The organism is Eikenella sp. Marseille-P7795, assembly GCF_916618725.1.
Taxonomy (GTDB): Bacteria; Pseudomonadota; Gammaproteobacteria; order Burkholderiales; family Neisseriaceae; genus Eikenella; species Eikenella longinqua.
On sequence record NZ_CAKAJZ010000002.1, the window covers coordinates 306,388 to 328,974 of the forward strand.

The 22,587-nt window shown below is 51.1% G+C and carries 41 protein-coding genes; 26 read left to right on the forward strand and 15 right to left on the reverse strand.

Features of this window, described 5'->3' with window-relative positions; all coding sequences use genetic code 11:
* Nucleotides 1-8: 8 nt before the first annotated feature.
* The 14 genes from LG371_RS04905 to LG371_RS04970 all read right to left on the reverse strand — a co-directional run bounded on the left by LG371_RS04905 (nt 9) and on the right by LG371_RS04970 (nt 7,874).
* Nucleotides 9-326: a hypothetical protein gene (locus tag LG371_RS04905; RefSeq protein ID WP_225747875.1), complete on the reverse strand. Its 318-nt coding sequence runs from the start codon at nt 324-326 to the stop codon at nt 9-11.
* Between the two features lie 8 nt (nt 327-334).
* Nucleotides 335-571: a hypothetical protein gene (locus LG371_RS04910; RefSeq protein WP_225747876.1), complete on the reverse strand. Its 237-nt coding sequence runs from the start codon at nt 569-571 to the stop codon at nt 335-337.
* A complete protein-coding gene (locus tag LG371_RS04915; protein ID WP_225747877.1) occupies nt 568-1,185 on the reverse strand; it encodes a lambda exonuclease family protein in 618 nt (205 codons plus the stop codon). The genes LG371_RS04910 and LG371_RS04915 overlap by 4 nt, the downstream gene beginning before the upstream one ends.
* Entirely contained in the window at nt 1,182-1,940 is a 759-nt protein-coding gene (gene bet, locus LG371_RS04920) for a phage recombination protein Bet (RefSeq protein WP_225747878.1), read from the reverse strand. Before bet ends, LG371_RS04915 begins: the two co-directional genes overlap by 4 nt.
* A 13-nt stretch (nt 1,941-1,953) precedes the next feature.
* Entirely contained in the window at nt 1,954-2,289 is a 336-nt protein-coding gene (locus LG371_RS04925; protein ID WP_225747879.1) for a hypothetical protein, read from the reverse strand.
* Between the two features lie 2 nt (nt 2,290-2,291).
* Nucleotides 2,292-2,591, reverse strand: a complete 300-nt coding sequence (locus LG371_RS04930) for a hypothetical protein (RefSeq protein ID WP_067589377.1) — start codon at nt 2,589-2,591, stop codon at nt 2,292-2,294.
* Nucleotides 2,591-2,833: a hypothetical protein gene (locus LG371_RS04935; RefSeq protein ID WP_225747880.1), complete on the reverse strand. Its 243-nt coding sequence runs from the start codon at nt 2,831-2,833 to the stop codon at nt 2,591-2,593. Before LG371_RS04935 ends, LG371_RS04930 begins: the two co-directional genes overlap by 1 nt.
* A gap of 65 nt (nt 2,834-2,898) precedes the next feature.
* Entirely contained in the window at nt 2,899-3,699 is an 801-nt protein-coding gene (locus LG371_RS04940) for a DUF2303 family protein (protein WP_225747881.1), read from the reverse strand.
* A 23-nt stretch (nt 3,700-3,722) separates the two neighbouring features.
* Nucleotides 3,723-4,046, reverse strand: a complete 324-nt coding sequence (locus LG371_RS04945; RefSeq protein WP_153705589.1) for a hypothetical protein — start codon at nt 4,044-4,046, stop codon at nt 3,723-3,725.
* Nucleotides 4,047-4,457: 411 nt separating this feature from the next.
* A complete protein-coding gene (locus LG371_RS04950; protein WP_067589371.1) occupies nt 4,458-4,670 on the reverse strand; it encodes a hypothetical protein in 213 nt (70 codons plus the stop codon).
* A 9-nt stretch (nt 4,671-4,679) separates the two neighbouring features.
* The gene (locus LG371_RS04955) at nt 4,680-4,949 is read right to left on the reverse strand and encodes a hypothetical protein (RefSeq protein WP_225747882.1); all 270 of its coding nucleotides are present in this window, start codon (nt 4,947-4,949) and stop codon (nt 4,680-4,682) included.
* Nucleotides 4,950-5,367: 418 nt separating this feature from the next.
* The gene (locus LG371_RS04960) at nt 5,368-6,318 is read right to left on the reverse strand and encodes a hypothetical protein (RefSeq protein WP_225747883.1); all 951 of its coding nucleotides are present in this window, start codon (nt 6,316-6,318) and stop codon (nt 5,368-5,370) included.
* The gene (locus LG371_RS04965) at nt 6,282-7,157 is read right to left on the reverse strand and encodes a hypothetical protein (protein ID WP_225747884.1); all 876 of its coding nucleotides are present in this window, start codon (nt 7,155-7,157) and stop codon (nt 6,282-6,284) included. Before LG371_RS04965 ends, LG371_RS04960 begins: the two co-directional genes overlap by 37 nt.
* 3 nt (nt 7,158-7,160) lie before the next feature.
* Nucleotides 7,161-7,874 (reverse strand): helix-turn-helix transcriptional regulator, encoded by a 714-nt coding sequence (locus LG371_RS04970; RefSeq protein WP_225747885.1) that lies wholly within the window; start codon nt 7,872-7,874, stop codon nt 7,161-7,163.
* A 115-nt stretch (nt 7,875-7,989) separates the two neighbouring features.
* On the opposite strand from LG371_RS04970, the gene LG371_RS04975 reads away from it, so the two are divergent.
* Genes LG371_RS04975 through LG371_RS04990 form a run of 4 tightly spaced genes read left to right on the forward strand, consistent with a single transcriptional unit; the run spans nt 7,990 to nt 9,005 of the window.
* Entirely contained in the window at nt 7,990-8,169 is a 180-nt protein-coding gene (locus tag LG371_RS04975) for a Cro/CI family transcriptional regulator (protein WP_064084449.1), read from the forward strand.
* The gene (locus LG371_RS04980; RefSeq protein WP_225747886.1) at nt 8,166-8,456 is read left to right on the forward strand and encodes a CII family transcriptional regulator; all 291 of its coding nucleotides are present in this window, start codon (nt 8,166-8,168) and stop codon (nt 8,454-8,456) included. Before LG371_RS04975 ends, LG371_RS04980 begins: the two co-directional genes overlap by 4 nt.
* Before the next feature lie 31 nt (nt 8,457-8,487).
* Entirely contained in the window at nt 8,488-8,685 is a 198-nt protein-coding gene (locus LG371_RS04985) for a hypothetical protein (protein ID WP_143336524.1), read from the forward strand.
* Complete coding sequence (locus LG371_RS04990; RefSeq protein ID WP_225747887.1) at nt 8,682-9,005, forward strand: hypothetical protein; 324 nt, start codon at nt 8,682-8,684, stop codon at nt 9,003-9,005. Before LG371_RS04985 ends, LG371_RS04990 begins: the two co-directional genes overlap by 4 nt.
* A gap of 129 nt (nt 9,006-9,134) precedes the next feature.
* On the opposite strand, the gene LG371_RS04995 is transcribed toward LG371_RS04990, so the two are convergent.
* Entirely contained in the window at nt 9,135-9,308 is a 174-nt protein-coding gene (locus LG371_RS04995) for a DUF1508 domain-containing protein (protein WP_225747888.1), read from the reverse strand.
* A 13-nt stretch (nt 9,309-9,321) separates the two neighbouring features.
* On the opposite strand from LG371_RS04995, the gene LG371_RS05000 reads away from it, so the two are divergent.
* The 22 genes from LG371_RS05000 (at nt 9,322) to LG371_RS05105 (ending at nt 22,557) form a co-directional block, all read left to right on the forward strand.
* Nucleotides 9,322-9,531 carry a hypothetical protein gene (locus LG371_RS05000; protein ID WP_064084453.1) on the forward strand — a complete coding sequence of 70 codons (210 nt, stop codon included), beginning with the start codon at nt 9,322-9,324 and terminating at the stop codon, nt 9,529-9,531.
* Between the two features lie 61 nt (nt 9,532-9,592).
* Entirely contained in the window at nt 9,593-9,817 is a 225-nt protein-coding gene (locus tag LG371_RS05005; protein WP_225747889.1) for a helix-turn-helix domain-containing protein, read from the forward strand.
* An 87-nt stretch (nt 9,818-9,904) separates the two neighbouring features.
* Nucleotides 9,905-10,810, forward strand: a complete 906-nt coding sequence (locus tag LG371_RS05010; protein WP_225747890.1) for a helix-turn-helix domain-containing protein — start codon at nt 9,905-9,907, stop codon at nt 10,808-10,810.
* Nucleotides 10,807-11,472, forward strand: coding sequence for a hypothetical protein (locus LG371_RS05015; RefSeq protein WP_225747891.1), 666 nt, complete (start codon nt 10,807-10,809; stop codon nt 11,470-11,472). The genes LG371_RS05010 and LG371_RS05015 overlap by 4 nt, the downstream gene beginning before the upstream one ends.
* A 1-nt stretch (nt 11,473) precedes the next feature.
* Complete coding sequence (locus LG371_RS05020) at nt 11,474-11,659, forward strand: hypothetical protein (RefSeq protein WP_225747892.1); 186 nt, start codon at nt 11,474-11,476, stop codon at nt 11,657-11,659.
* Between the two features lie 77 nt (nt 11,660-11,736).
* The gene (locus tag LG371_RS05025) at nt 11,737-11,907 is read left to right on the forward strand and encodes a hypothetical protein (RefSeq protein WP_225747893.1); all 171 of its coding nucleotides are present in this window, start codon (nt 11,737-11,739) and stop codon (nt 11,905-11,907) included.
* Nucleotides 11,894-12,124, forward strand: a complete 231-nt coding sequence (locus tag LG371_RS05030; protein WP_225747894.1) for a hypothetical protein — start codon at nt 11,894-11,896, stop codon at nt 12,122-12,124. The genes LG371_RS05025 and LG371_RS05030 overlap by 14 nt, the downstream gene beginning before the upstream one ends.
* Nucleotides 12,108-12,671 (forward strand): recombination protein NinG, encoded by a 564-nt coding sequence (locus LG371_RS05035; RefSeq protein ID WP_225747895.1) that lies wholly within the window; start codon nt 12,108-12,110, stop codon nt 12,669-12,671. Before LG371_RS05030 ends, LG371_RS05035 begins: the two co-directional genes overlap by 17 nt.
* A gap of 183 nt (nt 12,672-12,854) precedes the next feature.
* Entirely contained in the window at nt 12,855-13,244 is a 390-nt protein-coding gene (locus LG371_RS05040) for a recombination protein NinB (protein ID WP_225747896.1), read from the forward strand.
* A complete protein-coding gene (locus LG371_RS05045) occupies nt 13,245-13,400 on the forward strand; it encodes a hypothetical protein (RefSeq protein WP_153716962.1) in 156 nt (51 codons plus the stop codon).
* A gap of 1 nt (nt 13,401) precedes the next feature.
* Entirely contained in the window at nt 13,402-13,899 is a 498-nt protein-coding gene (locus LG371_RS05050) for a hypothetical protein (protein ID WP_225747897.1), read from the forward strand.
* A 436-nt stretch (nt 13,900-14,335) separates the two neighbouring features.
* Complete coding sequence (locus tag LG371_RS05055) at nt 14,336-14,545, forward strand: hypothetical protein (protein ID WP_225747898.1); 210 nt, start codon at nt 14,336-14,338, stop codon at nt 14,543-14,545.
* Between the two features lie 11 nt (nt 14,546-14,556).
* Nucleotides 14,557-14,889, forward strand: coding sequence for a DUF4282 domain-containing protein (locus LG371_RS05060; RefSeq protein ID WP_225747899.1), 333 nt, complete (start codon nt 14,557-14,559; stop codon nt 14,887-14,889).
* Complete coding sequence (locus LG371_RS05065; protein WP_225747900.1) at nt 14,889-15,299, forward strand: hypothetical protein; 411 nt, start codon at nt 14,889-14,891, stop codon at nt 15,297-15,299. The genes LG371_RS05060 and LG371_RS05065 overlap by 1 nt, the downstream gene beginning before the upstream one ends.
* A gap of 302 nt (nt 15,300-15,601) precedes the next feature.
* Nucleotides 15,602-16,414, forward strand: a complete 813-nt coding sequence (locus tag LG371_RS05070; RefSeq protein WP_225747901.1) for a KilA-N domain-containing protein — start codon at nt 15,602-15,604, stop codon at nt 16,412-16,414.
* A gap of 86 nt (nt 16,415-16,500) precedes the next feature.
* Nucleotides 16,501-16,746, forward strand: coding sequence for a helix-turn-helix transcriptional regulator (locus LG371_RS05075; protein WP_225747902.1), 246 nt, complete (start codon nt 16,501-16,503; stop codon nt 16,744-16,746).
* 2 nt (nt 16,747-16,748) lie between these two features.
* Nucleotides 16,749-17,027, forward strand: a complete 279-nt coding sequence (locus LG371_RS05080) for a KilA-N domain-containing protein (RefSeq protein WP_225747903.1) — start codon at nt 16,749-16,751, stop codon at nt 17,025-17,027.
* Between the two features lie 3 nt (nt 17,028-17,030).
* On the forward strand, nt 17,031-17,957 hold the full coding sequence (locus LG371_RS05085; protein WP_225747904.1) for a hypothetical protein: 927 nt from the start codon (nt 17,031-17,033) through the stop codon (nt 17,955-17,957).
* A 16-nt stretch (nt 17,958-17,973) separates the two neighbouring features.
* A complete protein-coding gene (locus tag LG371_RS05090; protein ID WP_225747905.1) occupies nt 17,974-18,306 on the forward strand; it encodes an STAS-like domain-containing protein in 333 nt (110 codons plus the stop codon).
* 519 nt (nt 18,307-18,825) lie between these two features.
* The gene (locus LG371_RS05095) at nt 18,826-19,236 is read left to right on the forward strand and encodes a hypothetical protein (RefSeq protein WP_225747906.1); all 411 of its coding nucleotides are present in this window, start codon (nt 18,826-18,828) and stop codon (nt 19,234-19,236) included.
* 4 nt (nt 19,237-19,240) lie between these two features.
* Entirely contained in the window at nt 19,241-20,590 is a 1,350-nt protein-coding gene (locus tag LG371_RS05100; protein ID WP_225747907.1) for a PBSX family phage terminase large subunit, read from the forward strand.
* Nucleotides 20,587-22,557, forward strand: coding sequence for an anti-CBASS protein Acb1 family protein (locus tag LG371_RS05105; RefSeq protein ID WP_225747908.1), 1,971 nt, complete (start codon nt 20,587-20,589; stop codon nt 22,555-22,557). Before LG371_RS05100 ends, LG371_RS05105 begins: the two co-directional genes overlap by 4 nt.
* Nucleotides 22,558-22,587 lie beyond the last annotated feature (30 nt).

The following is a 22,587-nucleotide window of genomic DNA, read 5'->3' on the forward strand; positions in this document are numbered from 1 at the left end:
TTCCCTTGTTATTCAGCCTCTGCCTCTTCCGCCTGCGCCCGCATGGCTGTATCGATTGCATCACGCAGGCTGTCATATTCGCCCAAGGACAAGCCTACGGGGATAAAGTTTCCTACGCTTGCTGCGGCGGCGAGCCAGTCTAGGCGCTCGGTGTCGGGGTGGGGAATGGGTTCTAGCCAAGAAACATTGATGTCTTCTACTATAAGATCATAATCAAACATCACGTTCACATAGCCGTATTCATCTACTTCTGATAGCACCACTCCTATCGATTCTGGCGTAGGAATACACTTCACGCGGTCGCCGAATTTAAATTGATGGGTCATGGTTGCTCCTAGAACGGGATATCCCCAGAATCGGCAGGCTCTGCGCTGTCGTTCGGCTTACTGTCTTTAGGCTTAACGGACAGGCTGAAAAACTTGTTGCCGTTGCTACTCTCTTTTACCCATGCGCTCAGCCAGTATTCTTTGCCGTCAATGTTGATGTTGCCGGTGTGGTCTGGCTGGTTGGGCTGCTCTTTTTTGTGGTTACGGAATAGGACACCACGGTTGGTATTGTCGTATTGGCTCATGCTGCTTGTTCCTCAAGTTGGCGGACAGTTTTGTCCAGTTCGGTTAAAAATTTGACGGCTTCTTCTTCCAGCTCGGCAATCAGCTTGTCATCACGCGGAATGCGGATGCAGCGATAAGCCAGCTTTTCAGGTAGCCTGTCGTCATAGCTGACAAAGTCGCACCATTGCCGCCCGGTGCAGGCCATCTGCCATTGCATCTGTAGTAGATACTCGTGTTTGGGTTTGTGGCTCTGCAAAAATTCCAAGTGGGTGGCGGTGTTGGGGCATTTGATTTCAATCAGCCCGTCTTCACCTACTAGGCCGTCAGGGGATGCGCCGCTCATGGCAATAGTCGGATGGGGGATAAAACCTGTTTCGGTTACGTCTGCGCCGGTCTCGAGCATGTACATGGCGCGGGCTGCCGGTTCGGTATCTGTGCCGTGCCGCATGGCGTCGGAAGTGAACTTTTCTTCCTGCTGCCCGGTCAGCCGCTGGCACAGCAGTTCGGCCATGTAGTTTTTACGCGCCGCGCCGTAGCCGCCGGATTTGGTTTTACCCACTACGTCGGCAATACGGCTGGCGGTAATCTTGCCTAGGCGTTCGGCGAACCATTCGGGGGTGCGCTGTTCGCTCATGATTGCGCTTCCTCTACAGTTGCCGGTTCGGCTTGGATGGTTTCCATGGCGATGGCTTTCAGCCGCTCATGTTCGTCCATGCCGATGATTTTGCGCTCTTCCGCGCTGATGCTAAGCCACCAGCCTTTGTATTCATCCAAGCCACGGATAGCCACGGTTTCGGCGGTTTGCAGCAGGTCGGCACGGTCGGGATTGTCGCGCTCCCCGGCAAACGGGCTGGCGGCATTGGTGGGGGCGTGGTCTTTGGCATCTTTGATGCGTTCGGCTTCGTCCTCGTCATAAATACCGGCGAAGCCAAATGCCAAGCGGGCGGCCTGTATCATGGCTTTGTGGCGAAGCATCCGGCGCGGGTGGGATTTCCACGGGGCGGTGTTGCGTTTGCATTCGTCCATGTATTCGGTAACGCTTACGGGATGGGCGCGGTCTTTGCGGTAGATGCGGCAGGTGCAGCTATCTTCGTCTTGCTCAAAGTCCATGCCGTCAAATTGGGCATTGCCGTTGATGATGCGCGCCCATCCATCTACGCCGACTACGGGAACGATGCCGCCTTGACTGGGGAAGGCGTAGATTTCGCTCGTCCATGGATTTAAGCGGTATTGGTTGGCCACAATCAGCAGCGCGGCCATTTGGTCGTCTGATACATTGCCTTTGAAGGCGGTGCGCTTGAGCGTGTCGAGCAAGCCTTCGCCGCTGCCCAAATCGAACTGGGCGGCAAGTTTGTTGGATAGGGTTGTCAGTTGGGTGTTTTGGGTCATAATTTAGCTCCGGTTATTGGATGGTCGGTGGGGCCGCTTCGGACAATCCAAGCTCGTTTGCTTTTTCGCTGGCCTTATCCAGTAGCGAGATGACTGCTGTAACGAATTTTAGAAAGTCATCTGCTTCAGTATCGCCCGCTTCGATTAGTTGCTTGGACTCCTGCACAATCGGCTTAATGAGTTGATAGGTGGGCGGGATGCCTTCGAGGGCAAACAGTTGGCTAAGTTTCCCGCTTGGCTCGGTTTCGTAAATGTGTATGGCAGCAGCGGCAAGGCCGGCAACCATGCCCAGAATATCGCCCGCGCTGACGGGGTGTTGCTTTGTAATCAATTCTTTGCTTTTGCTCATTGCTAATCTTTCCGTTTATTCCCTGTCCGTTTGATGGCGGCTGGGAGGTGGTTTAAATTGCGGCGGCCGGCTTCGATGCGTTCGCTCATCTGTTGGTAAAATTTGTTCTGGCAGTCGGTAATGGCGGCGGTTTCGGTGATGGGGAATATATACTCAGCGTATATAACTACGCCGCGCTTGGTCTTTAATCCCTTCCACTCGTGCGCCTCTTTCGTGGAGGGGCTGGTGAGAATGCGGCGATGCTCTAGGCTGATAGTTACTTTCCCAGGGCGGGGTTTGTTGTAGCGGGTGATGACTTGCATTACTTCCCCTCCGGCTCATACACCACGCCGCGCATGATTTCGCGGTCGTCCATCTCTTGATATTGCCGCGCCAGTTCGGCGGCCTCTTGTGAGGCTTGGCGGTCTAGCTTGGCTACCCGTTCGGCGGCAGTCTCTGTTTGGACTGTTTGTAAATACTGGTCTTGGCTGTCTAGGGTGGGCATGGCGACAAAGGCCGCGCCCATAAAAATAGCCGCTATCCAAGCGGCGATGCGGGTTTTCATTTTTTTGCTCCTTGGTATGGCTACCTGAAAAAAACAGGCAGCCATATTTCAGGCTGCCTGCGGATTTAACACTCGGCGGCAATCAGTTCCATGCCGGTTTCTTTGCTGATTTCGGCATGGATGGCGTTGAAAGCATCTTCAAACACGTCGTGTGGTCGAATTAGTTCGTACCACATTTCCAAGCTCTGCTCTTTGATGCGGTAGCGCAAGCGGGCTTCGATGGCGTAGCCAGTGCCGTTCAGGAATACGGGGATGCCGATTTTGAAGGTTTCGGGCACGGCCAGATTGCCGGACTTGGTGCTGCCTTTGATGTCTTCGTCGTAACTGAACTGGTGGCTGCCGTCACTCAAGCGGATGGCGCTACTGAAGCTGGCAGATTTTTTGGCAATCAGGCTGCGGGAGATTTCGAGCATCTCGGCGCTGACCGGCTCTACGATGTCCACAAGGTTTTGTTCGATGAAATGGGCGAACTGCTCTTGGCTCATCTTCACGCCGTCGTTTCTAGTCCATGTCTGCCACTCGTTGGATTTGGGGCAGGCGTAGCGGCAAACATGGTCGCGCCAACCGGTGCCGTCGCTGCTGTGGTCGTTGAATACAGCCTTAAATATGGCTTCTTCGCGGTCGGCGTAGATAACGGTTTCCTGCTCGTTGCGGTAGCGTTTGAACAGGGCAAGGAAGCCGGCCTGGTCTTGTACGTTGATTAGGCCGTGCCGGCGGGTCGGGCGAGGTAGGAGATGTTCCAAGCCTTCTACCCAGCTTTCTTCCGGCAGGGTGATAAACGGGGTTTCGCCGACTCTGCGCACCTCTAATGCCTGCGTAGTCAGTTGCGCTACTGTCTGTGCTTGGTTGTATTGTAATTCTTGCATGTCTGATTTCCTTTTTGATTTGGTTATTTAGCCATCTGCAACACTTTGGCCGGAGCTTCCTTGAGGTCAAGGTTTCGCTGGCGTGGGTCTTGTAGTTGCAGGTTGCCTTCAGGCGTGGCGAACATGAGGACGTTGCCACGGTCGTGCTCTGGCACGGCGGCTTTTACTACTGGGGTAATCTCTACCTGCCCGCTGTTGCCTTTGGTTTTGATTTTGAGGGTCAAAGCCAAACTGCCTTGCTTACCGGTCAGTTCGGCAGCTTTGACGACTTCTGACAGCTTCTCATCCAGTTCGGACAACAGTCCGCCCCGGTAGATATCGCTGAGGGTTTGGGCATAATTTGCCATTGGTCTTACTCCTATAGGTATTCCCCGGAAGCGCCCCGGGCGGCGTTTTTTAATCCAATCTGTAAAAAATATCGGCTTTTGTTTATTGGTGCGGGCTTCGCACCCGCTCGGCGGTTTTCACTCACCCAAACCGCTAAACCCTCCTGCTCCTCCTGAGCCTGTTTAACGTGCTTCCCCGCAAGCAGGTTAGGGGGTTCGACACGGGCGTTCCCCATCCTGAGATGGGCGGCACACAGGGCGGCCATGCCTCTGTGCTGTGGATTGCAGGCGCGCGGTAGTTAGAGGTGGGATTCCCCGTGTAGGAGTTCAGCCGCCGCCTGCTGCCGGTGTTTTGCCCCACCGCCGGCTGGGGGGATGCTCTCTCGCTGCCAGTTATTTTCAGGTAGCCCGCCGTTGGGTGGGCGTATCGTGTCAGGCGGCGCGTTGCCGCTCCCATCTCTCATCCTCGGCCTCATCCGCGAGTATGGCTTCGGCTCGTTTGAGCAGGATGCTGCGTATCTCGTTTTGGCTGTCTCGGCTGAGCTCGTTGATAATCTCGTCAAGCCGCGTTACTTCCAACAAGTCGGCGGCGCGTTGTACGATTGGAACGGCCTGTTCGAGGTCGCCGTCTATGCTGATGTTCATGCTGCTCTCCTAATAATCTTGGTAATCGCGCTCGAAGCGGGCTTCATCTTCGCGCTCGCGCCGTACTGCTTCGGCTTCGCGCTCGAGGATTTCTTCGGCCATCTCCAGCACGATTCGCCTTACTTCGTCTTGGGCGGCGAGGCTGAGGCGGGGCATGATGTCGCTGAGGATGCTCTCCTCTGTCATCTCGTCTGCCTTGCTCTCAATATCACTATCGCGGTCTAGGCTGGCGAGGTAGCTATTGAGCTGGGCGGCTTGGTGTTGGGCTAAGCTATACATTGCTCTCTCCTTCAATGATTGCTGAATATTTAATCGAGCCATCTCATTGAAATGGCTCTGTTAAAAATTCGCCTCGGCTTTTACTCGCCAATTTTGTTCTGCTGCCCGCTAGGGCTTATCGGCCTTGCCCCCAGCTTTCAAACTGGGCTTGCCCTCTTGTATCCCGCTAGGGCTTGGCTCGTGCGGTCTGTTTCGTATTTCGTTGGACGTAGTATAGAAAACTAAACATATTAAGTCAAGCGTGCTAAACAAATTTAGTATAGGAAACTATACTTTTCTTTGATTTAAAACAGAATTTATTTTTCACAGACAACAAAAAAGCCGCGCATGGCGGCAACAGTCAGCTACTGGTTTACAGTTGGATGTGGGTTGACGGGCAAAAGAAAAGCCCGCGCGGGGCGGGCTGGGGTAGAATTAGTTAAGCTACGAAAGCTTTAGCATGGGAAACCAATTTAGAAATATCGTTTTCTACTTCCATTTGGAAGGTGGCCTTTCCAGCTAGATTCTTTGAGAGTAGCCAATGGGTATCATCGATAGTATTATCAATATCCTGCATTACATCTGTCGGCAAACCATCTGGGCGATACACAAACAACCCTGCTGTTTTTTCTTCGCGCCTTGAATTAACTGCCATCTCAATATCATGTTTTGCATAAAATAAATGAGCATCCCTAACTATTGCTCTCGTATAGTCGGCAGAAACAAAAGAGGCAAAGCATATTTTACTGTTGGTGATGTTTGGTTCTGACCAAAGTTGCAAATGTTGTAACTGTTTTGGCGTCCCACCATTTGAACTTGATGGAAGAATGATGGGATTGTCCACATCATGCCAACTGTCTTCAACGAATTTTGCATTCTCCTTTTTTAGTAACCCATGAACTGTGTGCCGTAGGGTTTCGGTGCTGATATTACGTTCCTTTGGCGTCTCTTTTTTTCGGCACATTAAATCGAGGGATACCATGCTTGCATACAGGCGGTCTAGTATCTCTTGGATGCTGTCGCCCGCAACAAAATGGGCTTTACCCAACGAAACCTGCGGGGAAATATCAACAGACAAACTTTTTTGTCCGTCCAAATATTGTCCGATGATGCCGAGCAGGAAGCTGAAATTGTCGTTTCCAGCCCCGCCATATAGGGCTTCAAATGGGGCGGCACTCGGAAGGAGCTTGACATGGACTTTGCGGCGGTACAGCACGCAAACGCCAACGTTCAGTATTTCCCCGGTGGCAAGGTTTGGGGAAATACGGATTGGCGCCCATTTAGCCGTGATAGCCGGTTTGGTTGTTTTTGTGGCGATCGCCGACAAAACGGAAAAAATATCTGTGCCGGTCGCTAAATCAGCCGGTGGAACCTCCGTCGCAACAGACATGGTAAACCCTTTGTTCTATCTGTTAAAAATTGCCGGAACGCTGTAGATTCAGGCTTTTTCAGGAGCGCATTTAACCAAAAATCCAGCTCTTCTTCAATGTTTTTCAGCTTCTGTTCGTGTTGCTCGGCACAGACAATGGCTTTGTCTTGAAGCTGATTGTTGCTTGGCTTGGTGGTCGCTTTTCTTGCAACCATGGCTCTGAGCAGCCGGTTGTTGTAGAGCTGGTTGGCATCCAGCATTTCGCATCCCCATGTTTCGCTGGTGCCGTTAATCAGCCTGCCGTTGTCAATCAATGCGTATTTCTGCTTGGATAGCCGCAACAGATTATTAAAATGCCGGTCGGCGTGGGCGATGTTTTCATCTAGTGCAACGGCTGAGCTGTATTCCTCCCACTTGGCAATATCAGTTGCAATCTCTTGTTCCATAATTAGTTTTTCTATACCATTTTGTGAAAGCAAGTGGATGGCTGCGCTATGCCCGTCTAAGCGGGAAGTGCAAAAACACATTACGGTGTCGTCTGTTTTGTTTTGCATCCAAGCATTCTCTTTGCGGCGGGCAACGGCAGCAAAGCCAGGCAGGCTTTTAATGGGCAGCAGGGCAATAAACGCATGATGTGGTTGGCTGATGCCTAGGGCGTGAGCGGCCAGGAAGCCGATTATTTCGTTGATTAGCCCTTTCCCGGAGGTGTCATACAGCTTGCAAAACGCCTCAATATTCCCAGCCGGATGTTTGAACTCGCCAATGAAAACAGGGTTTAAATGACCATCTGTGTCATCCAGCCACTTAGTGAACCTGATAAAACTATCCGAGCTTAGAACAAGTATTAGTTTATTCATCATTTTTCAATCCAACACGCTCCACCAAAACACGCGGCCTATGATTTGAATATCGGCGGCATCTACTTCTTCGTCTGGGTGCTCCTCTTCGTTGTAGCTATGGATGCGGATTCTATTGCCTGGCAGTCGGTAAAGGATTTTGGTGCGTAGCCAGCCGTCATGATTGATGGCGTAAATCTTGCCGTCCTTAATGTGCTTTTGGCTGGTGTCCACACCAAGCGTAGCGCCGTCCGGGAATACCGGCTCCATGCTGTTGCCATCAGCGGATACACATACCACGTCTTTAGGGTTGATGCCTTTGCGGCGCAGGCTGGATTCGTGAAAGCGCAGTTTGTAGCCGTTGAAGTCGGATGCTTCAAATGCACCTGAACCGGCAGACAGCCGCACTTCTTTCAGGAACGGCACTTCACACTCTTCATCATTGAGCGGTGTGCCATCCTGCCATGTTTCTACCACGGCGAATGCGGTGGCGTTTGATTCTATCGGTTTGCCAGGAGAGGCTGATTGATATTTTTCGCCCGTACCATCTGCCAGCCATTGGGTAGAGAAGCGGGTTTTCTTTCCGAAGGCTAATAACGGCTTCGCGCCTAACCCGGTGCTTCCATTAAACCATTGTCCAACCAGTCCTTTTGATACTCCGGCAAAGTCTGCAAGCTGCTGCTGTGTGGTTAAACCATGCTCAGCCATCAGCTCTTCTAATCTGTCTTTAAGCGTATTCATTTCAATATCCTATCAAATCGTTTAGCAGTCTAAACGAAATATTGTTTAGGGTGCTTGACTTTTGTATGTTTAGTAACCTATACTTTAGTCAAGTTTTCTAAGGTGAAAGAAGAAAATGAAACATATTGAGTTTATTGAACTACTAGGCGGCACGTCCAAAGTGGCCGGCTTGTGCGGTATTTCCAAAGGGGCGGTATCCCAATGGAAAAAGAACGGTATCCCGTTGGCACAAAACAATTATCTGAAAACCAAATTCCCTAAAGAGTACAAGAAAATCTTTGGGGCTAGGCCATGACTGAATTATCGGTAGAAGTAATCACAAAGGCACACAAGCTGCAAACTGCTGTTTTGAGAATGCTTGCGGATAAATCACAACACGAAGTCGCGCTGCTGCTTGGTATGGATGATGCCACCGTGAGCCGCTGGAAATCCGATGAATGTGGGTTACTGCGGGCGGCGCTAATGATTGCGGCCTGTGGCGGCAAGGTGGTGGCTGAAGATGCTGTGGTTGTGAACGCTGAAGAATACCGGCTGATGTGCCGCATCTCGGCTGAATACTTCGCCAGCCGGGCGGACAGGTAAAAGCGCAAATATTTTTGAGAAAGGAAAGAAGATGAAAGAAAAACTGGAACTTGAAGTGGGTATCCGCGTGAAGGTCAAAGAACAGGCCGCCCTGTCGGATGAAGACAAGGCGGAAATTAAAAAAGTTTTGTTCGCGCTGGCAATCCAAGGATGCGCTGATGAATTGCCGATAGTCTCCCAGGCGTTACAAATAGAGCTGATGAAGCTTAACCAAGGGGAAAGAAGATGAGTACTTTTGAACAGGCCGTTTTAGGCTTGCTAATGTTCCAGACGGCCTTGATTCTGATGATGTTTATCTATCGAATCGTTCACGGTATTCATCAAGCGATGAAAAGAGCCCGACGTTCAATACAAGAAATACGCGACCGTCATCAACAGATATTTTCATCTCTCGATCACACACAACAAGCAAGCCCTGTGGCTCAGGAATATCAGCGATGGTTAGAACATCCCCGCATTGTATTGTCTCAATTCCGTCTAACTCGTGGGTTTTATTTTGAAAAAGTATGGGGATTGCGTGTTTTGCTGTCCCATAGCCATGAACTTTAAACCGCATGATTTTACCTTTCGTGGTTGGTTGTTGGGGAACAGCCATTTTACCACGGCAGACAAAGCGGAAAGACGCTTGGCAGCCCGGACAGACGGGCAAAAGGAAAGCCCGCTGGGCGGGCTGTGGAATCACGCTTCTTTAACCGGGGTGCCGGCTGTAGTGGATTTAACTAGGTCTATCGAATGGGAACAACTTTGTTTGGATGCGTAGCCTTCGGAGCTGACGGCGATGACTTCGTGATTACCGGCTTTCAACCGCCAGCGCCATTCATTACGGGCATCTCTATACATTTCGAAATACATAAAGGAACTCCTTATGGATTATGCAAAAAATGAATACACGTTCTCCTACCGTTTCAAAGGCAGGATGTGGTCATTAAGCATTTGGGCGGACAGCCCGGAGGAAGCTAGGGAAAAACTGAGGGCTGCGGCCACCGCGCGTTATGACGGGCAAATCATGCAACGGATTTATGTGCCGGTCAAGGTGGCTTGGTTACAGCGGCTCCGGAAGTGGTGGGGCGAATAAAGAAAAGCCCGCACGGGAATGCGGGCAAAGGATATTAACAAAATATAAAAGAGGCTTAATTATGGCAAATAAAACGACACAAAGCAATCAAATTTTGGAATACATGCGCCAAGGCAACAGCATCACGCCGCTGGAAGCATTAAACCTGTTCGGCTGTATGCGCTTGGGCGCGCGTATTTATGACTTATCGCAGGCAGGCCACGTTATCCACCGCGAGATGGTGCATGACCAAAGGACGGGCAAGAAATACGCCAGCTACCGACTATTGGAGGTAAATCATGCGTGAACGTTTTTGGAACTGGGCATTCTCCCGTGCTTTGGATTTAACTGAATTTTGTGAGCGCCGCTTGATGGCGGCGGTAAGGGGTAGAAGATGAGTATCAAACTGCAATCGAGAGTGTGGGATAGCACGCTGGAAACCGGCTTGAAAATAGTGTTGGGCATGGTGTGCGATGCAGCTAATGATGCTGGCGTGTGCTGGCCTAGCCAAGAGCGGCTGGCAGCCAAATGCAGCATGACCACCCGCACTCTCGGCAAACATCTGAACACTTTGGAAGCACTCGGTTTAATTACCCGCGCCCGTCGGCAGAAGAATGGGCGGCGGTCTTCGGATATGTACCAGGTGCATATCGAGCGACTGGATAGCTTACCCGAAAATTTTTCAGGTGAAAAAAGTTCAGGTGAAAAAAATTCACCTGAAAAAAACGACAGAGCGTACCCGAAAGTTTTTCCAGAGTTACCCGAAAACTTTTCTGGTTCCTTAAATGATGAACCATCAGAGAACCATCAGATAGAACCGTCATTAGTGGCGACGGGGATAAATCCCGCCGCTGCCGAACCTGAATTCCAACTGGCAGAAATCCAAACTGCCAAGCCTGCCAAACCCAAATCCGAACCCAATCCCGACAATGTAGCCACTTGGCAAGCTTACGCTAGGGCTTACCGCGAACGTTACGGGGTATTGCCTGCCTCGAATGCCAAAACACGCGGGCAGACAGCGCAACTGGTGCGCTTCGTTGGCAGGGAGATTGCCCCGCATCTGGCGGCCTACTTCGTTTCCCACAATAACCGCTGGTTTGTGCAATCCCGCCACGAAATCGGCTGCCTGCTTCGGGCTTATCAGCAGGTACTGACCGATATGCAGCGCGGCGAACAGATGACCCAAGCCAAAGCGCAGCAGGCCGAACGCACGCAAGGCAACTTGGATGCCGTGATGCAGTCCGACGACATGGCGGCGTGGGAGCGCTACCAACGCAAACAACAGGGAGCAGCAGCATGAACCAACAGGAATTTTTAGCCAAACGCGCCGAGCTGAAGCAGGCGCTGGCCGTTACCGCCGAACTGACCGGCACGGCGTTGAGCCCGACGGCGGTGGATGTGATGGTGGACGACTTGCAGACCTACGACACGGCAGCCGTGCTGTCCGCGCTCAACCGCTGCCGCCGCGAGCTGACTGGGCGCTTGAGCCTGGCCGCGATTTTGGAGCGCATCGATACCGGCCTGCCTTCCGCCGACGAGGCATTTGGCATGCTGACCGAGGGCTGGCGCAACGAAGCCCTGACCGTGGTTGTTCCCGCCATTGCTATGACCGCCGCCGGCAACGGGGCGTGGGAACTGTTTGCCGCCGGAGACAAAACCGGTGCGCGTATGGCTTTCCGCGACAGCTACGCCCGACTCTCCGCCGAACTGCTGGCTAATGGTGGAAAAGTGGAATGGTTTGTTAGCCGTGGCTACAACCGAGAACATCAAGCCACTGCCATCATGGATGCGGTACGCAAAGGCCGCTTGACTGCGGAACAGGCTTTGACCTGCCTGCCTTCCGAAGCGGCGGCAGAAAGGCATTTGCTGGAAACCGGCGAGCCGCTGCCCTCCCTACCGGACGGCAACCCGTTCCGTCCACAGATTACCGCGTTGCTTGAGCGGTTGACGATGGAGGCGTGATATGGACACCTGCCCCTGCTGCCCGCCAACCGGCTCTGTGCTGAACTTCCGCTGCCCGGTGTGCTGTGCCGAACAAATCCGCCGCTGCCGGCCAAGCAGGAAGCTGCAAGAGAAGATGCTGCACCAACTGACTGCCTTATCCGGTGCGCCGACCCGTGAAGAGATTTTGGAGAAAGTGAGGAAATGAAATGAAACAACGTGATGGATGGGATGGAAACGACCAACAAGAAGGCTGGGATTTCTGCGAGGGATGGGAGGTGTGAAATGCCCGAATACATCCCCAAAGGCGGCCTGTGCATGAATTGCGCAAACTTCCGCCGCGATTGCAGCCGATTGGATTTTACCAAGATGCACGTCATCAAGATTTATCCCGACGGCGTGAAGGCCGTGAAATGCACCGAATACCACAAAGGGAAACAACATGGAATCCATTGATGAATTTTTGAAACGCTACGAGCAGCGCAGATGGCTGTTCATCCTGACTTCGCCCGTGCTGCTGCCAGTGTTCTTCGTGTTGCTGTTCACGCTGATTGCTTTGGCTGGGGCGTTTATCTTCGCCACGGAGGCATGCGACGAATACGGCGAATACATCTTGAACTATCCGAAACGTTACTTGGCGATTTGGCGCGGGGTGGATGATGGCCAAGCGTAAATGCAAAGTATGCGGCAAGGTGTTTGAAAAGCAGAGGCCGTTGCAGTTTGTCTGCTCCCCAGCTTGCGGGATTGAGTATCAGCGCGAACAGAAGCGCAAGGCGGCCATCAAGTCGGAACAGGAAGCCAAGCGCAAGGAGCGGGCGAAGACAGCAGTGATGCGGCACAAGCTGGAAACCATCCCGGAGCTGACCAAGAAGGCGCAGCAGGCGTTCAATCGCTACATCCGGCTGCGGGACAGGGGCAAGCCTTGCATTAGCTGTGGTGCGCCGTGGAAGGATAATTTCCAAGCCTGCCACTATGTGCCGGCGGGCAGAAGCAACAAGCTGCGCTTTGATGAGGACAATGTGCATGGCGGTTGTGTGCGCTGCAATCTGTACGAGAGCGGCAATATCCGTGGCTATCGGCAAGGTTTGATTGAACGCATCGGTCAGGCGCGGGTGGAGGAGCTGGATGCCGACCATGAAGTGCGCCGCTGGACGAAAGAAGAACTGCGCGAATTAACTTCAAAATATAAGCAATTAGCTAAGGAGATTGAACGTGATTAAATTGTTGGATTTGAAAGTCTTTATTATCTATGCCCTGTTGTACTCCCTGACCATGTGCGTATTCCGCTGGTTCGGCAAGACCAACCTCACATATTGGGAATGCTTCCATCCATTTATCGGGTTGCTGGCAGTCTTAGGTTCTATTTTCGTCCTCATACTGTTTTGGAAAAATTGAGGCAGGCCATGCAATCCGTAACCTACCGCCTACAACTCCAAAATATGCGCCCGCTGATGACAACCATCTGGAACAACCTGCAAGGCTGGCTGCAAGAAAACCCGGACTTGGAAATCACTATCCGCCCGCACAAATCCAAACGTAGCACCGAACAAAACCGCCGCCTGTGGAAGATTTATCAAACATTGGCAGAGCAGGCATGGGTATCCGGCAAGCAGTTCAGTCAGGATGCGTGGCACGAATACTGCAAACGCCAATTTATCGGCTGCGAAGAGCTGCCGGACGGATCGCAAATCGGTATATCGACCACCACCCTCAACACCGGCGAAATGACCGACTACCAAAACCGCATCCAAGCATGGGCGGCGCAGGAATTTGGAATTATTTGGGGGTTCTGAATGGCACAAACCTACAAAGACCCGACCTTTGACGAAGTAGCCCGCCGTGAAGCTCAGCGGCAGCGCAAGGCAAAAATCCGGGCAAGCCGCTGGTATCGGGTAATGAAACGCCGCCGTATCAAAAAACTACTATCCAAACAGATGAACAGGAAATAGCATGTACCAGTCAGTAGAAGCAGCATTGAGCCACGCCTACCGCTTATCTTGTATGCGGATCGAGCCATTGAACAACACCGCACAAATTTGCCACTGGGTAGAGGATAAGGGCGTAAGCCGTGGTGGCGGACAAGGGATGACACAACATGACTGGCACGCAAACAGTGCGATGATACGGGCGCGGGTGGAACGGCTGCTGAACCATTTGGAGCTTTGCGCCGTAGAAGCCCAATACGGCAGCAATTTGAGCCGTATTGTGGATTTGAGCAGCTACATTCTAGATCAGCAGCAAGGCATTCCCTTGTTGCTTTGTGATGCCCTGCTGTCGCATATTTTTTCAGGTAGCCCCAAGCAGATGCAGATACAAGACAGATTTGATATTGGGCGCGTAACGTTGTGGCGGAAAAAGAAACAGGTTGGGGGAATCGTTGCCGGGCTGCTCAATAGCGCCATTTGCAAACTGGAGCCAGAGTTTAGGCAAACTAAGATTATTGGGTAAACAATTGTATTAGGAAATGATTATGAACATAATCGGCATGAGTTCAATATCCGCAAGTAATGACAAAATTATCGTTACTTGCGATAGGGTAGAGGCGAAGGGTATCATTCCTCCTCAATCGGCTTTGATAACAAGCGATAGCCCTCAACAAAGTAATGTGCCCTTGGCAACACCACGGGAGCATGACACTGAGGACAATTCAGATTGTTAAGGGTTATTTGGGAGGTCATTGAAACCTTTTCCGGCCAATCAATCTGAATTTCCATCCTATTCCCGCATTCGCAGGTATAGTCGGTTGTTACACGGATATATTGCTTGGCCGTCCAAGTATTGGTTGCTAGGTCGAGGCTGAATTTTGGCATAAAATCCCATTTGGGATAGTTGTTGGTCGAGCTTCAACTGTACCACAAGCGGGATTTTTTTTAGGAGATGAAAGATGAGTGATTCAAAGAAAAAGATTTTAAAGAAGATTTCAAAAATAAATCAAAATATTGCCGGTTGGCATGAAACGAATGCCCGGATTCTGTATAACGGCAATCATGAGCAAGTTGCGCAAAATTTCTTGGAGTTGGCAAACTTAAACCAAAAGCTGGCTCTTGAATTTGCCAAGCTGTCTGAACTATACCCGACTGAAGAAGGCGATTAAGGGGGCGCAAAATGCGTAGCATATTTTTCTTGGATTCTGTTTTATCCACTAAAATCATTACTTTAATTTACTGGCTGCTGCTATTGGTCAATAACCTGTTCGCCATCGGCTTGATGATGGGCGGGTTTGCCGGCGGGCAGTCGCAGATTGAGGCGCAGCAGGTCGGCGGTGTGATGGGGATATTCGCAGGTTTGGGCTTGCTGATATTCGGCAACCTGATTATTCGCTTGTGGGCTGAATTTACTGTGGTTATGTTCAAAATCCAACAGAACACCTATAAGACTGCCGAGAGAATCGGCTATTTGATTGAACAAAATAGGAAATATCCGCAACAGGGAGAGTAATGATGAAAAAGTGGTTATTTATAATGGCAGTTGCCACGCTTTCCAGTATGGCAATAGCGGAGACTGAGGCGGAGCGGTTTGGGCTGCAATATGTGGCTACCCCGCCGGGAACTAATTATAAAGTCTATAAAGGTGGCGAATTCATGTTCATCGACGCTAGGGCGACGGGCAGATTTGCTTCAATATCTATTCCAACCATCAGGCAGCAACAGAACGCCGGGTATGCGATCATTCCAGCTCGGAATTTTGACGAAATGAACCAGAACGGACAGTTTGCCCGAGGATACTCTGTTAATTGTGGAACTGACGTCGTCTATGATGACAATGGAAAAGGCAGCCGGGCGAGCGAACTAAACCAACTGCATCAAGCAGCGGCAAACTTGGCTTGCCTGATTCTGGATTCTGAATAACTGGGCATCCCGTCAAGGATGGATAAAACCCCCTTGCATTCGCAGGGGGTTTTGTTTATGATGGCTACACTACTAAATTGTCTAGCGGATATCCGCCCCGTCAGCGCGCATTTTTTGTGCCTATCGGTTTCGTTGCTCTCTCCTTGCATGAGATTAACGGCACAAAACGCCAAGTTTCTCTGGCGGGTCTATACGCAGAAATACAACACCTCCGGGGAATACTGCGAGCCGTCTAGACACGGTAGTTGAAGCCCGCCGCCCTATTCAGCGGCAATCACTAACTAATTGTCTAGGAGTTCATCATGAACGCAATCTCTGTAGCCAATGTGGCTATCCGTCAATTCGACAACCTTTATTCCATCAACGATTTACATAAAGCAGCAGGCGGCGAAAATCGCCACAAACCTAGCCTTTGGGCGAATAACAATCAAACACTTGATTTGATTTCAGAAATTGAGAAAGCAGGAATTCCTGCTATCCAAAAGAAACAAGGGCTTGGCACATTCGTTTGCAAAGAGCTTGTGGTTCACTACGGTATGTGGATTTCCCCGGCCTTCTCGCTGAAGGTTATCCGCGCGTTTCTCGATACGCAGGAAGATGTTTCAGGTAGCCCCAAGCTCGAAACCCAAACCACGATAGACGAGCGGCGCGGCTTGGTGGATGCGGTGAAGCTGCTGGTCGCTCGCTGCGGTATCGATTATTCGGCAGCCTACCGTATGGTGCATCAGCGCTTCGGTGTGGAGCATATCGACCAAATCGCCGCCCCGTTGTTGCCGTCTGCGGTAGCCTATGTTCACAGTTTGATGCTGCATGACGGCATCAGCGGCGAAGTGTTGGACAGGCTACCGCCCACGCTGCCGAATCTCGAACCGATGCTGTTCCATACTCTGTTCTGTGCGGAGTTCATCTATCATCATGATGCGGCATTCAGGTTATTCAATCGTTCGCTGGCGGCAGGTATCAGCGACCATGCCAAAGATGCGATGCGGCTTATCCGCGCCACCGCCCGCCATTTGGGCGTAAACTTGCCCGACCATCGATATTTCGACAGTTTCCCTTGGGCGGGGGATACGGTGGAGAAACAGCAGTATCACCGCCTCTGCTTTGATATTTGATTTCAGGTAGCCCAGCCCCGTGATGCGTTCGCGGGGTTAGGTTTGATATACTGTGATTAACTTTGGTTAGCAGATTATGTAACATCATGAATACAATAGAGGATTATGAATTAATCGCAGCTCAAGAAGAAGCGAAGGTGGATTTCGCCATCATGTTGAACAATATTCTTGATGAAAAAAATATCTCGCTTAGCGATCTAGCTAAACTGACAGGGAGCAGCAGCTCTCTGATTTCAAGAATTATGAGCGGCAGCGAAAACTTGACTATTGAAACAATGGTCTCTATGTTGTTCGCGTTAAATGAGAAGATTGTGATTACTAAAAAGGAATAAGTATGGGTAATGATGTTATTAATGTTCAGGGGACATCAATTAAAGTTACGACAGTTAATGATGAGGACTATATCAGCCTCACGGACATGGTTGGTAATTTTGAAGGAGGTAGTAGCTTAATCGAATCGTGGTTGAGAAATAAAAATACCATTGAATTTCTTGGGGTTTGGGAAAAGCTGAATAATCCAAGTTTTAATTCCCTCGAATTCGAGGGAATTAGAAATCAGGCAGGACTGACCGCGTGTTTTGGTGGAGCGTGTTGGATTGAAATGGATATTTAACTTATGGCTAAAGAGTTGATTTCAGCGCTGCTAGATTGTAAGAAAGTCAAAGATAGCCCACTGCATATCTATGAATTTATGCGGCCTGATTATATGGTCTGCATGGCGGCGTATATGTACAAGCATAAAGTGCCGCAGAATCATTTTGTAACGCAGCCTAAAGGTATGAGTTATCTGACTACGATAGGGTTTCTTGACCAATTATGGGGGACAGGATACCCAGTTAACCGGCCGAATTTAGGCAGAAACTACTCCATGCTAACAATGCTCGACTGTGAAGAATCTGTTGATAGTGCCACTACACAGATAGGCAGTTGTATTAATGCGATGGTGGAGGTAGAGAACAGGGCAGCCATCTCCCTTTTAATTGATGCTATTGGGGAAGTGCACGATAACGTGTGGTCGCACGGGAAATCTACTGGCTTCTCGATGGCGCAAAAATACAACGGTTTGATAGAGTTTGCCCTAGCTGACTGTGGAAGTGGATTTCTAAAAGAGTTAAATCGCGTTGGCATTCAAATAGATAATCATGCTGATGCTATTGAGTGGTGCATTCAAAAAGGTAACTCATCCAAGACTATCAGGCCACGAGACGACTGGGCACAACAATTGCCGCCAGACGTAATAGGTAATCCTATGGGAAGCCTTGCCAGATATAGCAGCGGCAATAATCATGCAGGCTTAGGGTTGTCTCGATTTATCGAGGTGGTGGAAAGTTTCGGCGGAGAGCTAACCATAATCACAGGTAATGCCGAGTTGTCAATATCAAATTTTCCGCATAGAATAAAACGCATCAGGCCCTGTTTCCAAGACCTATCTTGGGACGGGGTAATTATCCGGTGCAGATTGCAGACTAGTAATCTAAACCAAATCCCCACGCCGTCTGCCAATTCGGAAATTGCAGATATATTAGATACATTAACCGGTTAATTATAAGGAGGCTGACATGGAAAAAATTATCCGCTTGCCAAGTGGCAGCCTTGCTTCCCGCCGAACTGCCATCCCATTCCGCGACCAAATAATCGAAGCTTTTGAGAACCCTGCCATCAGCAGAATCATGATTGACCTGCAAGAAGTGGAAGTCATCTCCGGCTCTTTTGCTGATGAAAGTATTGCCATCTTGGTAAAAATCTACGGATGGGATAAAGTCAAAACCAAGCTACGCCTGCGTAATGGTAATGGCATCACCGAAAGGAATATTGCTGAAGCCATATTGATTCGCAGACAAACAGAGGAAGCGGAGCAGTGTAAACAAATACAGCAACCCGCTTTCGCATAATCGTTCATCCCCCAGCCCGCCTCGCGCGGGCTTTTCTTTTGCCCGTCAAATCCCATCCAATCCGATTCACAAACCAAATAGCGAATCAGATGTGATGCACAACCCCCAACTGTAAACCAGTAGCTGACTGTTGCTCCGTGGGCCGATATTCGTTTCCTAGTAAAATCAACCAATTGATTTCATTTTGTTTGTTTTGGATGGGGTATAGGGCCGACTGGATGCGGGAGTGAACTATTTCCAAAATGGAAACAGTTCGATTTGCTCAAAAAACGCTTGTATTTCAGACGGGAAAGGGGTATTATGCAGGTGTTCGTCTTACGGCGGCTTAGTCGTGGACGACAGATACAGAATTTCCAGCCCGAGTGCTTTAGTTGCATTCGGGCTGCTTTTGTTTTGCACTTGACAGCATGAAACACTTTTGATATAAAAGTGCTATATTTCGGAGAAAGTTGCGAATTGGTAATTTTCTCCTTTCTTTTTGGCTGCCTTTAGGCGGCCTTTAATTTAGGATAGCTCGATATGGCAAAGGCAAAACGCCCAGTCGGGCGACCGACAACATACAGTCAAGAAACGGCAGATAAAATCTGCGAACTGATCGCCCGTGGCATGAGCTTGCGGGCGATTTGTTCATCTGCGGATATGCCTGCGGGCGGCACAGTACACCGCTGGTTGGCAGAACACCAAGATTTTCAGGAGCAATACGCGCGTGCGCGCGAGGAACAGGCGGACGGTTTTGCCGACGAGATTATCGATATTGCCGATTCTGTCGCCCCTGAAACGGGTGAAGTGGCGAAAGCCAAGTTACAAATCGACGCCCGCAAATGGAAGGCCGCCAAGCTCGCGCCGAAGAAGTATGGCGAGAAGCTGGAATTAGATGCCGATATGCGCGTGAAGGTAGAGACCCGCTCGCTGGAAGATATTTTCAAGTAACCCTATGGCCAATCCGTATTTCAAGCCGCTTATCCGCAAGGCGCGTTACAAGGTGCTGTATGGCGGGCGCGGCAGCGGGAAATCGTATTTCCTGGCGGAATTGGCGGTGGAAGTGTCGCGCCGCATCGGTACGGTCATCCTGTGCACCCGTGAGTTTCAAGGTTCGTTGGGTGATTCGGTGTACCAGCTATTGATTGAGACCATCGATCGTTTGGGCTACGCGGATGAGTTTGACATCCTGAAATCCACCATCACCCATAAAGGCACGGGCGCAAAGTTTGTGTTTTACGGCATTAAAAACAACGTGACCAAAATCAAATCGATTCAGGGTGTCGGCGTGTGCTGGGTGGAAGAAGCCGAAGCGGTAACGAAAAATTCATGGGATGTTCTGATACCGTCCATCCGTGGCGATAAGAACGCGGAAATATGGATCAGTTTCAACCCGAAAAACATTCTGGACGACACCTATCAGCGGTTCATCGTCCACCCGCCCAAAGACAGCATTGTCTTAAAGGCAAACTACGACATCAACCCGCATTTTGCCGATACGCCGCTGCTGGCCGATATGCTCGAATGCAAAGAGCGGGATGAAGACCTTTACCGCCACATCTGGCTGGGCGAGCCGGTGGCCGATAGCGAACTGGCAATTATCAAACCAAGCTGGATTGAAGCCGCTATTGATGCGCATGAAAAACTGGGCTTCTCAGCCGCAGGCCGGCGCATCCTTGGTTTTGACGTGGCTGATGAAGGTGATGATGCCAACGCCACCGTATTGCGGCATGGCTCAGTCGTAACCGATATGCAGCAATGGCGCGGCCAAGACGTGATTTATTCCGCCGACAAGGTTTACCTGTACGCCCAAGAGCAGAATATTGACCGCATTGTGTACGACAATATCGGCGTAGGTGCTGGTGTGAAGGCACAGTTCCGGCGCAAGAACGGCAAGGTGCAGACGCTAGGCTTCAATGCCGGCGGTGCGGTGTACAAGCCTGATGCCAAATACACCGACGACAAGAAAAACCGCGATATGTTCTCCAACATTAAAGCACAGGCATGGTGGATGGTGCGCGACCGCTTCTACAAGACGTGGCGTGCCGTCCATCACGGGGATAGTTACCCCGAAGACCAACTTATCAGCCTTTCAGGCAGCCTGCACGAATTGGAATACCTGACTGCCGAACTGAGCCGCCCGCAAGTGGATTACGACCAAAACGGGCGTGTGAAGGCAGAGAGTAAGAAAGACATGAAAAAACGCGGCATCCCCAGCCCGAACCGTGCGGACGCGCTGGTCATGGCCTTTGCCCCCGTGCAGGGTGGGCTGAACATCAACCCCAAGATATTGAGCGGACTATGAGCAAAAAGAAAAAACACACAGACAAAGCCATGCGCCGCGCCCTGCAAAGGCTGCCTGAAAAGCAGCCTGCATCATACAGCTTGGATTTTCCCAGCCTGCCGGACGGCGTGAAGCCAAACGGCCTAGCGATGGATAGCAGCCCCTTAGGAAACTTCGGGGCTGATTGTTTTTTCGGCACCGGCTTTATCGGCTATCCGCGCTTGGCCGAGTTGGCGCAAATTTCCGAATACCGAAGCGTGAGCGAAACCACCGCCAACGAAATGACCCGCCAATGGCTAGAAATAAAATCCGTGGGCGAAGAAGACAACAGCGAGACCATTAAACAGATTGAGGAATGCTACGAGCGGCTGAACGTGCGCGATGTGTTCCGTAAGGCCATCGAAACAGACGGCCTGTTCGGGCGCGGCCAGATACTGGTGCAAATCAAAGACCACGACGGTAAATTGGCCAATCCGCTGCTCTTGACCGAAAAAACCATTGCCAAGGGCAGCCTGAAAGCCTTGGTGAATATCGAACCGATGTGGACAACCCCCGCGCCGTACAACGCCATCGACCCTACCCTGCCTGACTTCTACAAGCCGAAGGCATGGTATGTCATGGCACAGGAAATCCACGCCAGCCGACTATTCACCCTGATTTCCCGCCCTGTGCCGGATATGCTCAAGCCCGCCTACAACTTCGGCGGCGTGAGTATGACCCAGCTTATGATGCCCTATGTGGAACGCTGGCTGCGTACTGTGGATTCCGTCAGCGACCTGCTGCACAGCTTCTCCTTGTCAGGCATCAAAACCGACATGAGCGCGATATTGAGCGGTAGCGACGACGGCGACACCAACATCATGCTGCGCGCCGAACTGTACAACCGTTTGCGCGACAACCGCGGCCTGATGCTGTTGAGTAAAGACGACGAAGAGTTCTTCCAGTTCAACACCCCGCTGTCCGGCTTGGATGCGCTGCTTGCCCAATCTCAAGAGCAAATGGCCGCACCGAGCCATACGCCTCTGGTGAAGCTGCTCGGTATCACACCCAGCGGCCTGAATGCCAGTACAGAGGGCGAGATTGCCGTTTACTACGACCACATCCGCGCTATGCAGGAAAACCTGCTGCGCGACCCGCTGGACAAGCTGCTCAAGCTGGTGCAACTGCATCTGTTCGGGACGGTGAACGACAACATCACTTTCGACTTCGTGCCATTGCAGCAGATGAGCGAAACCGAGCTTTCTACCATCCGCAAATCCGACACCGATCGCGATGTGGCCTACATTCAGGCCGGCGTCGTATCGGCAGAGGAAGTGCGCGGACGGCTGGCGAGCGAGCCGGACAGCGGCTACAACGGCATCGACGTGGAAGATGTGCCTGAAATGCCCGATGACGGCTTTTCAGACGGCCTGAACGACGGCGAAGGGGAAGAAGGCGGAGCTACCGCCGACCCAAAGCCTGAACCTGCCCAAGATGCCGAATGGGATGAAAGCAAACACCCCCGCGCCGAGAACGGGCAGTTCGGGGAAGGTGGGGATACCAATGGCAGGCAGTCTGAAAGCGAAAACACAGCAGCACAACAGGCTGCCGTTTCTGTATCGGGCAGCGAATTGGGCAGCTTTGCCGAGACCAAAGACCTACGCAAAGCCGCTATGCAGTACGCCCGCGATAACTTTGTCGGCAAAAGCTACACCAACAAAGACAGCGGTCATGAGATACAGGTTACTTGGCAGGGGGTAAAGCACGCCACAGCCGGCGCAAATGCCGCAGAATTAACCGTTATGGCAAAACTTGACGAACTGCTTATTCATGCAAAAAAAGACGGTGAAGCCGTACCTGACTACAAGGGGCGGCCGCATATTCTTTCGGTGCAGAAATATCAGGCAACGGTGGATTTGAATGGGGAGCGTTTGAATATTGGGATTGTTACCTTGAAGAAACATTCGGGTCATGAACACTATGACCATTTCATTATCAAGGACGCATGAAAAAACCCTTAATCCGGTACATCTGGGATA

What these genes read in the sequence shown, in the direction of transcription:
- LG371_RS04995 (WP_225747888.1), bottom strand. Translation starts at nt 9,308, where the DNA reads ATGTATTTCGAAATGTATAGAGATGCCCGTAATGAATGGCGCTGGCGG.
- LG371_RS04990 (WP_225747887.1), top strand. Translation starts at nt 8,682, where the DNA reads ATGAGTACTTTTGAACAGGCCGTTTTAGGCTTGCTAATGTTCCAGACG.
- LG371_RS05105 (WP_225747908.1), top strand. Translation starts at nt 20,587, where the DNA reads ATGAGCAAAAAGAAAAAACACACAGACAAAGCCATGCGCCGCGCCCTG.
- LG371_RS05020 (WP_225747892.1), top strand. Translation starts at nt 11,474, where the DNA reads ATGGACACCTGCCCCTGCTGCCCGCCAACCGGCTCTGTGCTGAACTTC.
- LG371_RS05015 (WP_225747891.1), top strand. Translation starts at nt 10,807, where the DNA reads ATGAACCAACAGGAATTTTTAGCCAAACGCGCCGAGCTGAAGCAGGCG.
- LG371_RS05050 (WP_225747897.1), top strand. Translation starts at nt 13,402, where the DNA reads ATGTACCAGTCAGTAGAAGCAGCATTGAGCCACGCCTACCGCTTATCT.
- LG371_RS05025 (WP_225747893.1), top strand. Translation starts at nt 11,737, where the DNA reads ATGCCCGAATACATCCCCAAAGGCGGCCTGTGCATGAATTGCGCAAAC.
- LG371_RS04940 (WP_225747881.1), bottom strand. Translation starts at nt 3,699, where the DNA reads ATGCAAGAATTACAATACAACCAAGCACAGACAGTAGCGCAACTGACT.
- LG371_RS04915 (WP_225747877.1), bottom strand. Translation starts at nt 1,185, where the DNA reads ATGAGCGAACAGCGCACCCCCGAATGGTTCGCCGAACGCCTAGGCAAG.
- LG371_RS04930 (WP_067589377.1), bottom strand. Translation starts at nt 2,591, where the DNA reads ATGCAAGTCATCACCCGCTACAACAAACCCCGCCCTGGGAAAGTAACT.
- LG371_RS04965 (WP_225747884.1), bottom strand. Translation starts at nt 7,157, where the DNA reads ATGATGAATAAACTAATACTTGTTCTAAGCTCGGATAGTTTTATCAGG.
- LG371_RS05075 (WP_225747902.1), top strand. Translation starts at nt 16,501, where the DNA reads ATGAATACAATAGAGGATTATGAATTAATCGCAGCTCAAGAAGAAGCG.
- LG371_RS05090 (WP_225747905.1), top strand. Translation starts at nt 17,974, where the DNA reads ATGGAAAAAATTATCCGCTTGCCAAGTGGCAGCCTTGCTTCCCGCCGA.
- LG371_RS05085 (WP_225747904.1), top strand. Translation starts at nt 17,031, where the DNA reads ATGGCTAAAGAGTTGATTTCAGCGCTGCTAGATTGTAAGAAAGTCAAA.
- LG371_RS05040 (WP_225747896.1), top strand. Translation starts at nt 12,855, where the DNA reads ATGCAATCCGTAACCTACCGCCTACAACTCCAAAATATGCGCCCGCTG.
- LG371_RS05005 (WP_225747889.1), top strand. Translation starts at nt 9,593, where the DNA reads ATGGCAAATAAAACGACACAAAGCAATCAAATTTTGGAATACATGCGC.
- LG371_RS05060 (WP_225747899.1), top strand. Translation starts at nt 14,557, where the DNA reads ATGCGTAGCATATTTTTCTTGGATTCTGTTTTATCCACTAAAATCATT.
- LG371_RS05055 (WP_225747898.1), top strand. Translation starts at nt 14,336, where the DNA reads ATGAGTGATTCAAAGAAAAAGATTTTAAAGAAGATTTCAAAAATAAAT.
- LG371_RS04935 (WP_225747880.1), bottom strand. Translation starts at nt 2,833, where the DNA reads ATGAAAACCCGCATCGCCGCTTGGATAGCGGCTATTTTTATGGGCGCG.
- LG371_RS05045 (WP_153716962.1), top strand. Translation starts at nt 13,245, where the DNA reads ATGGCACAAACCTACAAAGACCCGACCTTTGACGAAGTAGCCCGCCGT.
- LG371_RS05065 (WP_225747900.1), top strand. Translation starts at nt 14,889, where the DNA reads ATGATGAAAAAGTGGTTATTTATAATGGCAGTTGCCACGCTTTCCAGT.
- LG371_RS04985 (WP_143336524.1), top strand. Translation starts at nt 8,488, where the DNA reads ATGAAAGAAAAACTGGAACTTGAAGTGGGTATCCGCGTGAAGGTCAAA.
- LG371_RS05035 (WP_225747895.1), top strand. Translation starts at nt 12,108, where the DNA reads ATGATGGCCAAGCGTAAATGCAAAGTATGCGGCAAGGTGTTTGAAAAG.
- LG371_RS05080 (WP_225747903.1), top strand. Translation starts at nt 16,749, where the DNA reads ATGGGTAATGATGTTATTAATGTTCAGGGGACATCAATTAAAGTTACG.
- bet (WP_225747878.1), bottom strand. Translation starts at nt 1,940, where the DNA reads ATGACCCAAAACACCCAACTGACAACCCTATCCAACAAACTTGCCGCC.
- LG371_RS04975 (WP_064084449.1), top strand. Translation starts at nt 7,990, where the DNA reads ATGAAACATATTGAGTTTATTGAACTACTAGGCGGCACGTCCAAAGTG.
- LG371_RS05070 (WP_225747901.1), top strand. Translation starts at nt 15,602, where the DNA reads ATGAACGCAATCTCTGTAGCCAATGTGGCTATCCGTCAATTCGACAAC.
- LG371_RS05030 (WP_225747894.1), top strand. Translation starts at nt 11,894, where the DNA reads ATGGAATCCATTGATGAATTTTTGAAACGCTACGAGCAGCGCAGATGG.
- LG371_RS04925 (WP_225747879.1), bottom strand. Translation starts at nt 2,289, where the DNA reads ATGAGCAAAAGCAAAGAATTGATTACAAAGCAACACCCCGTCAGCGCG.
- LG371_RS04910 (WP_225747876.1), bottom strand. Translation starts at nt 571, where the DNA reads ATGAGCCAATACGACAATACCAACCGTGGTGTCCTATTCCGTAACCAC.
- LG371_RS04980 (WP_225747886.1), top strand. Translation starts at nt 8,166, where the DNA reads ATGACTGAATTATCGGTAGAAGTAATCACAAAGGCACACAAGCTGCAA.
- LG371_RS04950 (WP_067589371.1), bottom strand. Translation starts at nt 4,670, where the DNA reads ATGAACATCAGCATAGACGGCGACCTCGAACAGGCCGTTCCAATCGTA.
- LG371_RS05010 (WP_225747890.1), top strand. Translation starts at nt 9,905, where the DNA reads ATGAGTATCAAACTGCAATCGAGAGTGTGGGATAGCACGCTGGAAACC.
- LG371_RS05095 (WP_225747906.1), top strand. Translation starts at nt 18,826, where the DNA reads ATGGCAAAGGCAAAACGCCCAGTCGGGCGACCGACAACATACAGTCAA.
- LG371_RS04905 (WP_225747875.1), bottom strand. Translation starts at nt 326, where the DNA reads ATGACCCATCAATTTAAATTCGGCGACCGCGTGAAGTGTATTCCTACG.
- LG371_RS04945 (WP_153705589.1), bottom strand. Translation starts at nt 4,046, where the DNA reads ATGGCAAATTATGCCCAAACCCTCAGCGATATCTACCGGGGCGGACTG.
- LG371_RS04960 (WP_225747883.1), bottom strand. Translation starts at nt 6,318, where the DNA reads ATGTCTGTTGCGACGGAGGTTCCACCGGCTGATTTAGCGACCGGCACA.
- LG371_RS04955 (WP_225747882.1), bottom strand. Translation starts at nt 4,949, where the DNA reads ATGTATAGCTTAGCCCAACACCAAGCCGCCCAGCTCAATAGCTACCTC.
- LG371_RS05100 (WP_225747907.1), top strand. Translation starts at nt 19,241, where the DNA reads ATGGCCAATCCGTATTTCAAGCCGCTTATCCGCAAGGCGCGTTACAAG.
- LG371_RS04970 (WP_225747885.1), bottom strand. Translation starts at nt 7,874, where the DNA reads ATGAATACGCTTAAAGACAGATTAGAAGAGCTGATGGCTGAGCATGGT.
- LG371_RS05000 (WP_064084453.1), top strand. Translation starts at nt 9,322, where the DNA reads ATGGATTATGCAAAAAATGAATACACGTTCTCCTACCGTTTCAAAGGC.